The organism is Rhodoferax sp. (assembly GCF_018780565.1).
GTDB lineage: Bacteria > Pseudomonadota > Gammaproteobacteria > Burkholderiales > Burkholderiaceae_C > Rhodoferax.
The window spans coordinates 66,879-80,110 of record NZ_JADMJN010000011.1; the positions used below are offsets into that span (position 1 = coordinate 66,879).

Here is a 13,232-nt window from a genome sequence, read left to right on the forward strand (position 1 = left end):
TCAAAAAGTAAGATCAGTTCTGCAGGCTGAAAGGCGTCGCGTTTTTACCCATGAGTTCGCTACGGCGTACTTCAGTCCAGTACATCCAGATGAGCGACACCCAGACCACGCCATACATCAACATGAATGCGCTGGAACGAATGCCGGTGAGGTCCATGAGCGCGCCGAACATGATGGGCAGAACGAAACCGCCCATGCCACCCGCCAGACCGACGATGCCGCTGATGGTCCCGATGTTCGTAGGGTAGTCATCGCTGATGTATTTGAAAACACTGGCCTTGCCGAAAGCGAAGGCAATGCCCAGTATGAACATCAATGCGGTGAAGGCATACACATTGAGACCAATGTGGAAGGTCTTGGGTCCTGTAACCGTGGTAATGGTGAAATCAGTCTGGGGGTAGCTCAGCAGGAACAGGCAAATCCAGCTGACCCACAGGACCCACCAGGTCACGCTGTGGGCGCCCCATTTGTCCGACATCCAGCCACCCACGGCGCGCAAGACACCGCCCGGCAGGGAAAAGCAGGCCGCCAGCAAGGCGGCGGCGCGGATATCCAGGCCGAATTCGCCGACGTAGTACTGGACCATCCACAACGAGAGGGCGACATAGCCACCGAACACGATGCTGTAGTACTGGCAGTATTTCAGCACTTTGGGATCTTTGAGCGATTTGAGTTGATCGCTGAACTTGACGTTGCTCGGTACAAGGTGTGTCGGGTCACTGTGGCTGAAGAACCAGAACAGAACCACGGTTCCCAGCATGATCGCTGCGTACACCTGCGGCACCATGGCCCAGCCGAATGCGACAACCAGTGCAGGTGCAACGAACTTGTTGACCGCAGCGCCCGAGTTGCCAGCGCCGTACACCCCCATGGCGAAGCCTTGCTGATTCTTGGGAAACCAACGTGCGACGTAGGGCGTTCCAACGGAAAACGATCCCCCTGCCAGTCCCACAAAAAGACCGATGACCAGAAAGTGCCAGTACACAGTGGCATAACTCATCATCCAGATGGCTGGCACGGTCAACGCCATCAAAACGGCCATGACGATGCGACCACCGTATTTGTCTGTCCAGATGCCCAGTGGCACCCGGATCAGGGAACCCGTCAGGACGGGCGTAGCCGTCAGCAGTCCGAATTCTGTTGCATTGAGACCGAGTGCCTTTTTGATGGGGATGCCAATCACCCCAAACATCATCCAGACCATGAAACACACCGTGAATGCCAGTGTGCTGACAATAAGCACGGAAAGTGCTTGCCCTTTTTTTGTCATGTCAAAAACTCCTTTTTTGCATGACCTGACTTTAGGCGGGCGAGGCCTATCGCGGCATCCCTCTGAAGGAGCGGCAGGCGGAGTAAATGGAACTACTTCCCCGCACTTCCGGTAGTTCTGAAGAACTAGTGCGAGTTGACTATACAGTTTTCTTGATTTAAATCAAAGCAAGCCGTGCTCGGTTGCGATGACGGCTGCATGGACCCGGGAGCTCACATCGAGCTTGCGCAGTACGTGTTGTACGTGGATTTTGACGGTGGTTTCGGCAATGCCATGCTCGCGGGCAATTTCCTTGTTGCTGGCGCCACGCACGATGCCGCGAAGAATATCGAGCTCGCGGGGTGAAAGACTGGCAATCGACGCCTCAGATGCCGAGGCAGGGTGGGCTGGGTTCGCCGAGACTCTCACCGCAATCCCGTTCGCGGTGGACGGGTTGCCTCCTGTTGCCCCACGGTAGGCGGCTACGAGCTTGCTCATCATCTCCGGTGCAATAACGCTGTCGCCAGCGGCGGCACGCTGGATGGCTGCGGTCAACGCATCACCTTCGATGGTCTTCAGAAGGTAGCCCGCAGCGCCGCCACGCAATGCCGCAGCCAGGTCGTTCTCATCTTCGCTCACTGTCAGCATCAGAATTCGGGTGTGCGGCGCAGCCTCCATCAGCGCCGGCAAAGCATCCACGCCATTGACACCTGGCAGATGGTTGTCCAGCAGGATCACATCGGGTTGCAGCTCCTGCGCTTTGCGTTGCGCCTGCCCGGCGTCTGCCGCATCCCCAATGACCTGCAACCGGGGGTCACGCGTCAGAAGCGCAGTCAGGCCACGCCGGAACAGCGTGTGGTCGTCGACAACCAGGATGCGAATGGGGGCTCGATCTGCGGTTGACATAGGCGTGCTTATGCTCCAACAGTGATGCTAGGCTCACGTACCTGTGCCGAGCCCGCAGGCATGGGATGGGCGTGAAGCGGCAAGGTCAAAATAACGGAGCTGCCACGACCCGGCGTGGAAATGACGTCCAGGTCCGCACCGATGCGTTGGGCGCGCTCGGTCATGATCCGCAGGCCCACGTGGGTTTCGTCGAGCTGATCGTTGTCGGCGTTGAATCCGACGCCATCATCACGCACCTCGAAGCGCCATGCAGGCTGTTGCTGAACCTCCAGCCAGACTTGGGATGCGCGGGCATGTTTTCGGACGTTGGACAAAGCTTCCTGAACAATGTGCAGCACTTGAATCTGCAGGTCGGGTGACAGGGGCATGCCTTGTCCTTGCATCGTCAAGGATGTTTTCATGCCGCTTTGATGTTCAAATTTCCGCAGCGTGGTGGCCAGCGCTGGCTCAATATCTTCGGTGTTGGTGCGGGTGCGAAAGTGCAGCAGAAGTTCCCGCACGTCGCCGTAGCTTTCCCGTACACCCGCATCGATTTCTTCCAGCACCTGTTTGATTTCCACCGAGTCACCGGCCTGCAGTGCGTCTCGCATCAGTTGCACCTGGATTTTCAGGAACGCCAACGACTGGGCAATGGAGTCGTGCAACTCGCGTGCCAGCAGGTGTCGCTCCTGCGAAACGGCCGCTTCTCTTTCGAGCGCGTTGAGTCGAAGGTTCTCCATGGCACCAGCCAGGTGGCTGGCAAGTGCCTCAAGCAGCGAGCGCTCGGCGGGGGAGGGGTTGACGCGGGCGTGAAAAAACAAGTCCACCTCGCCCATCAGCCTGTCGTGCAGACGCACGGGGATGTTGACCACCGTTTCAAAACCGGCCTTCGCGCAGTGCTGCGGCGCTGTCGTTGCCATGGAGCGAATGGGAATCACACGCAGGCCCTGCTCGACAGTCGAGGTGCCGCAATGACAGTCTCCCTTGTCAATGCAGAGCTCGGCATCGACCATGGAGCTCGGTAAACCCTGGGCCGCCAGCATCAGGTAACGTTGGTTGGTTTGATCTGACCAACGCAAGGCGACGCCATCTGCGTGGGCAATACGGGTGATGCTTGTCGCAAAGCCTTTCGCCAACTCGTCCAGAGAAGTGGCCTTGGTAACCAGGGCAGTTACTTCGTAAAGGCTTTCCAGACGTTCGTGTTTTTCCTCAAGCTGGGCAGTTTTTTCGACTACCTTTCGCTCGAGCAAGCGGTACATCGACTGCAAGTGTTCGGCCATGCCATTGAATCCATCGGCGAGTGTGCCAAATTCATCGCTGGTAACGCGCTCCACACGTGCACCAAAATCACCCGCCTCGATTTTTTCTATGGCCTGCTTCAGCTGCCCGACAGGTTCCAGAACGAAAAGATAACCTGTGTAGAGCAATACCGCAGCACCGAGGATGGCCATGGCCAGCATGGTCATTTGCAGCAAATGCAGCATGGCCGTCCAGTGCGCCATGTGCGCTTCGATGCTGGTTACCAAGGCATCAATGTGCGACGCGAATGCAACGGTCTGAGCCCGCAGGTTGCGTGGGTTCTCCGTTCGGGAGTCAATCCAGCTTGATCGGAAGGCTTTCCAGTCGACTTCGACCATGGCGAATCGTGAGCGCACGGTATCGTCCCATGGGACAAACAATGGGCGCTCCGGGTCACCGCTGCGCAGCACAGACAGACTCTCGTCAAACTCCTTGACCTGTTCGGTCAAGGCAGCGCTCTCGCCGGTGCCAATTGAAAGGGCCATCCGGTAGGACTGCATTCGCATCCGGCCCGCCTCGTTGACCGCTGCAGCGCCGCCATCAAGCTGCCACGATACCCACAAGGTTGCTGCGGTTGAGAGCAATGCCAGCAGCAGGAAGGGCGCACCCACCAGAGCCAGTTTGGCACCCAGGCTCCAATGCTTGTGATGCGTCATGGCCTGGCTCCGGCATTCATGAAGATCAGGACACGCGTTCGAAAATGGCGGCGATACCCTGACCGCCACCGATGCACATGGTGACCAGTGCGTAGCGACCACCAATGCGCTCCAGTTCGTACAGTGCTTTGACCGTGATCAGTGCACCGGTTGCTCCAATGGGGTGACCCAGAGAAATGCCGGAGCCATTGGGGTTGACCTTGGCGGGATCCAATCCCAGATCGCGGGTGACAGCGCAAGCCTGCGCGGCAAAGGCTTCATTGGCTTCAATGACGTCCAGGTCATTCACGGTCAGGCCGGCCTTTTTCAATGCCATCTGGGTGGCAGGCACCGGTCCAATGCCCATGTATTTGGGGTCCACACCGGCGTGGGCATAGGCCACCAGCCGGGCCATGGGCTTGAGCCCCCGCTTTTCTGCGGCGCTGCGCTCCATCAGGACAACTGCTGCAGCGGCGTCATTGATGCCGGACGCATTGCCTGCTGTGACCGTACCGTTCTCCTTGGCAAACACAGGTTTGAGCTTGGCCAGGTCTTCCATGGCGCAGTTGGGGCGGAAATGCTCGTCGACTTCGTAGGCCACATCCCCTTTTTTGCTCTTGAGCATGACGGGCATGATCTGGCTCTTGAAATGGCCAGCCTGGGTGGCGCGTTGCGCGCGGTTATGGCTCTCGACGGCCAGTTTGTCCTGATCTTCGCGGGTAATGCCCCATTTGGCCGCGATGTTCTCGGCTGTCACACCCATGTGGATGGTGTGAAAAGGGTCGTGCAGTGCCCCCATCATCATGTCGACCATTTTGGTGTCACCCATGCGGGCACCCCAGCGCATATTCAGGCTCGCAAAGGGAGCGCGGCTCATGTTTTCTGCGCCACCACCAATGGCAACGTCGGTGTCACCCAGCAAGATGGACTGACTGGCCGAGACAATAGCTTGCAGGCCCGAACCGCACAACCGGTTGACATTGAAGGCGGGCGTGCCTTCCGCGCAGCCGCCGTTGATGGCGGCAACGCGTGACAGGTACATGTCTTTGGGCTCGGTGTTGACGACGTGGCCAAACACCACATGCCCGACGTCGGCGCCCTGGACATTGGCGCGCTTGAGCGATTCACGGACCACTTGTGCAGCCAATTCGGTCGGGGCAATATCCTTCAAGCTACCGCCAAAGGTACCAATTGCAGTGCGCACAGCACTGACCACAACAACTTCACGGCTCATGGGGGTCTCCTGAAATGAGAAAAGGGTAAAAAATGTTCACAGCCGGCGTCCGGATGGACGCTGACGGTCAGTTGCTGATTTTATTGGAATCCGGATTTCGGTTCATTTTGCGCTTCTTGTCTGTCACAGCCTCGGGCTTCATCCGAATGGCTCAGTCGCGGATGTCGGCAATTGGATCGTGGCCAAAATCCGGGCGCTTCAAATATGCCAGTATCTGGGTTGCCGCATCGGCTGGCGACGTGAGTCGGCCGCTCGACTTGAGGTCGACAAAGTTTTTTCGATCCGGAAAAGCCGACGCGTCCGCATTGCGAAGCTGCACTTGCATGTCGGTGTCGATCACACCGGGCGCCAGTGAGCAGACTTTGGCGCCGTTGGGGTTGAGTGCCTCATCCAGTGCCATGCACCGCGTGAAATGGTCCATGCCTGCCTTGGCGGCGCAATAACCCGACTGTGAAGCCAGTGGCCGGCGCCCCAGCCCCGATGAAATATTGAGTATTTTTCGGGGTATGTTCCATGCCTGCGTTGCATGCAGAAACGCGGCACTGAGCAACAGCGGGGCTTCCAGGCCCACCCGCAGCGCGCGCGCCAGATCGACCGGGTCCGAGTCGCTCAGCGGTGCGACTTTGGGGATGACGCCTGCGTTATTGATCAATGTCGCACTTGCAAAGGAACCAGTCTTGCGACTTTGGAGCCACTGCGTCAGCATGGCTGCGGTTTCAACGCTGTGTTCCAGGTCCATGGGCCATTGCTCCAGCTTGCTGCCCAGCTTTTCTGACAGGGAGGTGAGTGCCCCATTGGTGTTGCGCGAAATGCAAAGCAGAAAGTTGTCGCTGCAGAGTAGCTGCTCCGCCATGGCGAGCCCCATGCCACGGGATGCGCCGGTCAAGATGAAGAGGTGTTGGCTCATGATGAAGTGCTCGCGATGTTGTCAAAAGGGTTCAGGGCTGGCAAAGCGCATGGATTGCGCGCTTGCCGGATGGGGGAGTTCAAGTGAACATGCATGCAGCAGCAAGCGGCCTGCCATGGCCTGAACGCGCGGGTTGCCGTAGAGCGCATCCCCGACGATAGCGTGCCCCAGTGCCAGCAGATGCACCCGCAACTGGTGGGATCGGCCCGTCACGGGTTCCAATTCAACGCGGGTGGTGTCGGTATGGCCGTCGTGCGACAGAACACGCCAGCGGGTCATGCTCGGGCTGCCGCGTTGCTGATCGATGATGCGAAGAGGGCGGTTGGGCCAGTCCACGATGATGGGCAGGTCAATCAGGCCCCAGGGTTGCGGTGGTGATGGCAGATGCCCGTCAACGATGGCGATGTAGCGTTTGTTGACGGTGCGACTGGCAAAGGCATGATTCAGTGCGCGTTGGGCGATGGCGCCGCGGGCCATAACCAGCAAGCCGGAAGTTGCCATGTCGAGCCGATGCACCACCAGGGCATCGGGGTACAGTTGCTGTGCCCGCACACTCAGACAGTCTTGCTTGTCTGCGCCGCGTCCGGGCACCGAGAGCAGGCCGGACGGCTTGTCCAGCACCAGCATGGACGCGTCGGCGTAAAGCACTGCAATATCAGCAGTTGGCATCGTTGACCTGAATCAGCCGCTGCACGGTTTCAACCAGTTCGTCAACATCATTGGGCTTGTGGATCAGTGCATGCGCGCCTTCGGCCAAGGCGCTGGCTTCGATTTCAGGGGTCACATAGCCGGAAGCCAATGCCACGGGGAGTTCGGGGCGGATCAATCGGGCTTCCTTCAAGAGGTCCAAGCCGCAGTACCCAGGCATGTTGTAGTCGGTTACCAGCAGGTCAAAGTCCTTTGGATTTGCGCGCAAGGCTTCGGCCGCCAAACGCGGATCTGTGAAAGTGCTGACCGCAAAACCCTTGCGGGTAAGTGCACGATCGACCAGAAAGACCAGCGCTTCGTCATCGTCGACATACATGACGTGTTTCCCCATTCCCTGGACCGCCTTGGGTTTGGGAGGCTCGACCATCACCGGTACTGCTGCAGCGTTGGCCACCGGAAAATACAGGGTGAACAAACTGCCGCTGTCGGTTGTGCTCTGTACGTCTACCGTGCCCAGGTGGGTGCGCATGATGCCGTGCACGACAGCCAGACCCAGTCCCGTTCCCTGACCAACGGGTTTGGTGGTGAAGAAGGGTTCAAAAATGCGCTGCAAGGTATCCGGGTCGATTCCGCTACCCGTGTCTCGTACCGCCAAACTGACGTGGGGGCCTCTTGCGCCACCCCGGCGCTCGGCCTGCGGTGCTTCATTGTGGAGCTTGTAGCCAAGTTCAATGTTCACCGAGCCACGCTTTGCGCCAATGGCCTGTATGGCGTTGGTACACAGATTGAGCAGCGCCTGTTCAACCTGTGTGGCATCGGCAAGGACTGCCGGTGTCTCCGGGTCGATGGTGACCTGCATTTCCACGGTGGGTGGCAAAGCCACTTTCAACAAGCGGACGGTTTCCTGCACAACATCGGCCAATTGGATCGGGACTCGCTTGGGCGACTCGTTTCGACTGAATGTGAGAATTTGCCGAACGAGATCGCGTGCCCTGCGGCCCGCCTTGTCGATCTCGTTGAGACTGATCAGGGCGGGGGATGCTTTCCCTGCATCCTGCTTGGCGAGTTCGACGTTGCCAAGAATTGCGCCAATGATGTTGTTGAAGTCGTGAGCAATGCCGCCGGCCATGGTGCCCACGGCCTGCATCTTGTGGGATTCCCGTAATTGGGACTCCAGCATGTTGCGATGCGCCTCGATCTTTTTCCGCGCGGTGAGGTCACGGGCAAAAATGGTTGTTGTGTCGCCATCCGGGTGGCGCTCAAAAGACACGCTGGCTTCAATGGCGATGCTCTTGCCCGCCGAAGTGAGTCCTGTCAATTCGCCCAGCTGGGCATGTGTGGTGAACTGGGCGTAGCTCAGTGTTTGAACCACATCCGGCAGAAAGCGTGAGAGCGGACATCCGAGTGCCTGTAGGGTAGGACACTGAAACAGCGCTGCTGCCGTCGGGTTGAAGATGGTGATGAGATGATGCTGGTCAACGCAAACAATCGCGTCGAGTGAAGAATTGATGATGGAAGCCAGCCGGTCTTTGCTCTGCTGTAACTCTTCATTGCGCTCCTGCAAAGCCGCGGCGCTGGCCTGCAAGGCTTGCCGTTCAGTCAGCAAGGGTCCCTGGTCAATGATGGCGCAGATGAAATGCGCCAACTCGTCTTGCGAGTTCTCAATCCGCGCGATGTGCAGGTCTCCCGTAAAGACACCACTGGATCCACAAGAAAAAATGACTTCGCTGGTTTCACTGGTCCCCGTATCTTTGGCACTGGAGAAGGCCTGTGCCACTTTATCGACATGGTCATCGCTGACCAGGGGCAACAAGAAGTTGAGCGGAGGATCATGTTCCAGGGGGCGGAAAAGCCGCAAAGCCATGGCATTGCTTTCCAGCACCAGACCATTTTCGTCCACCACCATCAGCGCCAGAGGGACATTGGAAAACAGGGTCAAAAACCGTTCCGAGGCGCCTTCCGCCGCGGATTGGCTGTAGCGCAAGGCCTGATTCTGTATTTCCAACTCGGCTTGGTAGTTGCGCAGGTCTTCCACCATCTGGGGGAGCGAATACCCCTCCGCAAGAATATCCTGCCGGCTGGTACCCGTGCCAAGCCGACCCGTTCGTGCCGAAGGCGACAGGCGGGCCTTTTTGCCCCTGGTAAGACTGCTTTTCGGTGCCATTGTTTCTGCGGTTTACCTCAAGCAGATTGAATCACTTGCCCGATTCTGCCCGGGTCGATCAGCCGCGACTCGGCGCGTTCTTCAGTTTGCCCCGTACCGGTACCACCGTCGTGATGGTAGGGCGTACGGCGTCCGGGGACACGGGTTTGGGCGGCGCAGTGTCCTTTTTCGGTTTCTTGACCATCTTGTTGCTTTGCTGACCTTTTGCCATTTCCTGCTCCTGGGTTAAGTGCCCCGCTATTCGAATTGAAGCTGGGGCATTTGATTATCCTCGCACATTGGTGGAGTTGCATCCAGAGTCTTCGCCCCTACGTGGTCGACCAGAGTCAGGGTGACTAGGGTTGGGTCCGCGCTCGATTGACGTCGAGCTCGGTGATCTTGGGTGCATGGTTGCCCCAGGAACTGCGGACGTAGGTTAGGAGAGTTGCCAGATCCGGATCGCTCAATTGCAGCACAAAGGGCGGCATTCCATAGGGGCGAGGGTTGCCCGCTGTGGCTGGGGCAAAGCCACCGTGTAAAACGATCTGGACCAGGTTGGACGGGTTGGCCATTGTGACGGTTCGGTTGTTGCGCAGGGGTGGGTAGGCGTCGCGGACGCCGTCTCCCTGGTTGCCGTGACATTGGGCGCAATGATTTTCGTACAGCTTGGCCCCTTTGCCGGGCACAGCCGTGCTGGTTCCGGCTGGACCGGTCCGTGCTTCTGTGGACGCTGGACTTGAACGCAAATCTGCTGCCGTTGGAGCCAAGGACTTCAGAAAGACCGACATGGCCATCAAGTCGTTTGCCGACATGAATTGTGTGCTGTTCAGAACAACTTCAGCCATGGGGCCGTTGGCCAAGCCGTGGGATGAGGTTCCCGTCTTGAGGAGCGCGACGATGTCTTGCGATGTCCAATCTGCCACGCCCGCCTCAAGACCGGACTTCAGCGATGGTGCATACCAGTTTTGCATCGGGAGCATGCCGCCATCCAGATCAAGTTTTTCCTGGCTGGCACCGAGCGTGTTTCGAGGGGTGTGGCAGGCGCCGCAATGCCCCAGACCGTTCACCAGATAGGCGCCACGGTTCCAGTCGGCGGTTTGACTTGCATTGGCCCGGTAAACGCCGGGCGAAAAATAGATCGCACGCCAGACGGCCAGCGCAGCTTGCGTGCTGTACGGCCAGCGCAATGCATGGACGGCGTTGGCTTGCTTGGTGGGGGCAACAGTTTTCAGATAGGCGTAAAGGGCGTCCGAGTCTGCCCGTGTGATCTGGGTGAAGCTGGTGTACGGGAACGCCGGATAAAGCAAACGCCCATCTCGGGAGCGGCCGTTATGCATGGCCTCCCAGAACTCGCTAGACGACCATGCGCCTATGCCAGTTGTTTTGTCAGAAGTCAGGTTGCTGGAAAAAACGGTACCAAACGGCGTGGCGATGCCGCGTCCACCGCCGTAAGGCGGACCGCCGGGCACGGTATGGCACGCCTGGCAATTACCAGCCCGGGCCAGATAGGCACCTTGTGTGACCAGGTCCGATGCTGGCCCGGACGGGCTTGCCACAATGGGCCCGCTTGCAATTGGCAGATCGACGCTGCCACAGCTGATTCGCTGGGCATTCAAGCGTAGGGGGGGCAGGGCTGATAGGGGCTTGGCATTCGCCGGTACCGGCTGAGACGCCAGCCAATGGGCCACAGAGGCTACGTCCTGGTCGCTCAGCTGATCCGCAATGTGTGCCATGCAATCCGGGGCTGCAGCACGACGCTGGCGCGTCTGCCATCCACCGAGCTGTGCATTCAGGTAATCCCGCGGCAGGCCCAGCAGGCCCGGAATATTCGGGGCCACACCTGTCAATGCCTCGCCATGGCACTGAACGCAGGCGGGTATCTTCTTGACAGTATCGCCCTGCGTCACCAGTATCCGGCCACGCGCCAGTACCTGTTGCGCTGCCGTGGTGGGCTCCGGCGCAGGGTAGGGCAAATCCAGCATGGAAAAATATTGGGCAATTTCCATCAGGTAGGCGTCTGAAAGCGGCTCAACCAGACTGGCCATCAGGCCGTAATGACGCCTGCCATCCCGAAAATTGAGCAGCTGGTTGTAAAGATAGCCCGCAGGCTTTCCCGCCAGTCGCGGGTAGTAGCCATCAGGGCCTGCACGCCCCTGCTTGCCGTGACAGGCTGTGCAGGCCAGCGTGCGTTGAGCCATGGAGTCCTCGAACGCAGGGGGGGATGCCGCGTGAAGGCTTGGCCAGGCAAACAAACCGAGAATCAGGGCAATCGAGAAAAGGCGACGCATGGGGGGTGGATGCTAAGTGGCAAGAATCGCTCATTTTCCCAGAAAATTGGCGAAAAATGATCTGTAGCCCACGTAAATAAAGCATATTTAGCTATTAAATTTATAGCTTATTAGATCTTGAATAGGATCGTGCAACGCGGTTCCGGCTGCGGTGCTCGACCAATTGAGGCGACAATCCAACTCCAATTTTTATTATTCGCTTGGTACGCCAGGCTATCTTCATGTCCAGTATGTCCAATTTTGAGGTTCGGCCCGCAACTCTGCGCGATGCCAAAGTCATTGCCGAAATTTATGCGAGCTCAAGCCAGGCCGCTTTCAAGGCTCTTTTTCCAGGTGAGCAATTGCCTGCCGTTTCCGCCGACAAAGGCGTCGCCTATTGGCGTGATGCGATTGAATACGCCGAGCCCCAGGTTCACGTGGCCGTTGACGGGGATCAAATTGTGGGCTTCGTGGGTTTCGACCGTTCGCGCGACAAGGGAACCCCCAACACCATGGGCGAAATATGGGCGATTTATGCGGCAAGCTCCCACTGGGGCAAGGGTGTTGGCCTGGCATTGTGGGATGCCGCCCGTGAAGGCTTGATCGAGGAAGGCTGCACCAATGTGACCCTGTGGATCCCTTTGGGCAACGAGAGGGCTCTGCGCTTCCATGATCTGGCAGGTTTCAAACGCGAAATGACCAGCATCAAGACTGTCCCGGTGGGCTCAGTCAAGATCGAGGAAATCCGGCTGAAACGGGCCTTGAACTGACCTTGCGGCTGCGCGGTCAGGTGCGCCGCACCACCGCGCTGCCAATGGAGTAACCGGCGCCGAAGGAGCAGATCACGCCTACTTCGCCGCTCTTGATGTCGTCGTGGTGGCGGTGAAACGCAATGATGGATCCGGCCGATGCCGTGTTGGCAAACTCGTCCAGAATGACCGGTGCATCGTCCGATGTCGGGTCACGGCCCAGCAGCTTGCGGCCAATGAACTGGTTCATCGACAAATTTGCCTGGTGCAACCAGTAGCGACGAACGTCGGCAGGGGCAAAACCATGTTCGGCGAGGTGCTTGCTGATATGTTCAGCGGCCATCGGACAAACTTCCTTGAAGACTTTGCGTCCTTCCTGGTAGAAGAGTTGATCCCGGTCTTGCGGATTGCGGTCTTCGCTGCGCGACATATAACCGGCATTGTTGCGAATGCTGTTGGAGAAGGTCGTGAGCAGACGTGTTCCAAGGATTTCAAAGGCACCAGCAGGTGCCGTCTCAAGGCGTTCAATCAGTATGGCGGTACATACATCGCCAAAGATGAAATGGCAGTCCCGGTCTTTCCAGGCCAGGTGAGGTGAGGTGATTTCAGGATCCACAACGAGAACGGCCCGCGCGGAACCGGTCTTGACGGCGTTGACGGCCATTTCAATCGCGAATGTGGCGGAGGAGCAGGCCACGTTCATGTCGAATCCAAAGCCGTTGATACCCAGTGCAGTTTGAATTTCTACCGCCATCGCCGGGTAGGCGCGTTGCATGTTGGCGGCGGCGCAGATGACTCCATCGATATCGGCGGGCTCCTTGCCCGCCCGCGCCAGCGCATCGCGCGCTGCCGCGACGCCAATTTCGGCCATCAGGGATATTTCGGAGTCGGGTCTGGCCCTCAGGCGCGGGTACATCCGTTTCGGGTCCAGCACGCCGGATTTCTCCATGACGTAGCGACGCTTGATGCCCGATGCCTTTTCGATGAACTCGACGCTGGACGGTGGCACGGCTTGCCGCGTACCTGCTGCAATGGCGTCGGCATTGGCGGCGTTTTCCTGTTCGGCGAAAACATTGAATGCGGCTACCAGTTCTTCGTTGGTAATGACGTCAGGCGGTATATAGAGTCCGGTGCTACTGATGGCGACACGATGCATAACGGTGGTCTCGAAAAAAAATGTGGATCGGGGCGTTCCAGCAAGACCGTGATTATCAAC

11 protein-coding genes are annotated in these 13,232 nt (G+C 58.4%); 1 reads left to right on the forward strand and 10 read right to left on the reverse strand.

Features of this window, described 5'->3' with window-relative positions; genetic code table 11:
• Positions 1-13: 13 nt before the first annotated feature.
• The 9 genes from IV109_RS15940 to IV109_RS15980 all read right to left on the reverse strand — a co-directional run bounded on the left by IV109_RS15940 (position 14) and on the right by IV109_RS15980 (position 11,288).
• Positions 14-1,270: a nitrate/nitrite transporter gene (locus IV109_RS15940; protein WP_296698747.1), complete on the reverse strand. Its 1,257-nt coding sequence runs from the start codon at positions 1,268-1,270 to the stop codon at positions 14-16.
• Positions 1,271-1,432: 162 nt separating this feature from the next.
• Positions 1,433-2,155 (reverse strand): response regulator, encoded by a 723-nt coding sequence (locus tag IV109_RS15945; protein ID WP_296698750.1) that lies wholly within the window; start codon positions 2,153-2,155, stop codon positions 1,433-1,435.
• A gap of 8 nt (positions 2,156-2,163) precedes the next feature.
• The gene (locus IV109_RS15950; protein ID WP_296698754.1) at positions 2,164-4,089 is read right to left on the reverse strand and encodes a type IV pili methyl-accepting chemotaxis transducer N-terminal domain-containing protein; all 1,926 of its coding nucleotides are present in this window, start codon (positions 4,087-4,089) and stop codon (positions 2,164-2,166) included.
• 25 nt (positions 4,090-4,114) lie between these two features.
• Positions 4,115-5,302 (reverse strand): beta-ketothiolase BktB, encoded by a 1,188-nt coding sequence (bktB, locus tag IV109_RS15955; RefSeq protein WP_296698759.1) that lies wholly within the window; start codon positions 5,300-5,302, stop codon positions 4,115-4,117.
• Between the two features lie 151 nt (positions 5,303-5,453).
• Entirely contained in the window at positions 5,454-6,209 is a 756-nt protein-coding gene (locus IV109_RS15960; protein ID WP_296698763.1) for an SDR family NAD(P)-dependent oxidoreductase, read from the reverse strand.
• Positions 6,210-6,230: 21 nt separating this feature from the next.
• Complete coding sequence (locus IV109_RS15965; protein WP_296698766.1) at positions 6,231-6,878, reverse strand: pseudouridine synthase; 648 nt, start codon at positions 6,876-6,878, stop codon at positions 6,231-6,233.
• Positions 6,865-8,895 (reverse strand): PAS domain-containing sensor histidine kinase, encoded by a 2,031-nt coding sequence (locus tag IV109_RS15970; protein WP_296699109.1) that lies wholly within the window; start codon positions 8,893-8,895, stop codon positions 6,865-6,867. Before IV109_RS15970 ends, IV109_RS15965 begins: the two co-directional genes overlap by 14 nt.
• 184 nt (positions 8,896-9,079) lie before the next feature.
• Complete coding sequence (locus IV109_RS15975; protein WP_296698769.1) at positions 9,080-9,232, reverse strand: hypothetical protein; 153 nt, start codon at positions 9,230-9,232, stop codon at positions 9,080-9,082.
• Between the two features lie 124 nt (positions 9,233-9,356).
• A complete protein-coding gene (locus IV109_RS15980) occupies positions 9,357-11,288 on the reverse strand; it encodes a c-type cytochrome (protein WP_296698774.1) in 1,932 nt (643 codons plus the stop codon).
• Positions 11,289-11,518: 230 nt separating this feature from the next.
• Between IV109_RS15980 and IV109_RS15985 the strand changes: the two genes are divergently transcribed.
• Positions 11,519-12,037, forward strand: coding sequence for a GNAT family N-acetyltransferase (locus IV109_RS15985; protein WP_296699113.1), 519 nt, complete (start codon positions 11,519-11,521; stop codon positions 12,035-12,037).
• A 16-nt stretch (positions 12,038-12,053) separates the two neighbouring features.
• Here IV109_RS15985 and IV109_RS15990 read toward each other — a convergent pair whose 3' ends face one another.
• A complete protein-coding gene (locus IV109_RS15990) occupies positions 12,054-13,172 on the reverse strand; it encodes a beta-ketoacyl-ACP synthase III (RefSeq protein WP_296698778.1) in 1,119 nt (372 codons plus the stop codon).
• Between the last annotated feature and the right edge of the window lie 60 nt (positions 13,173-13,232).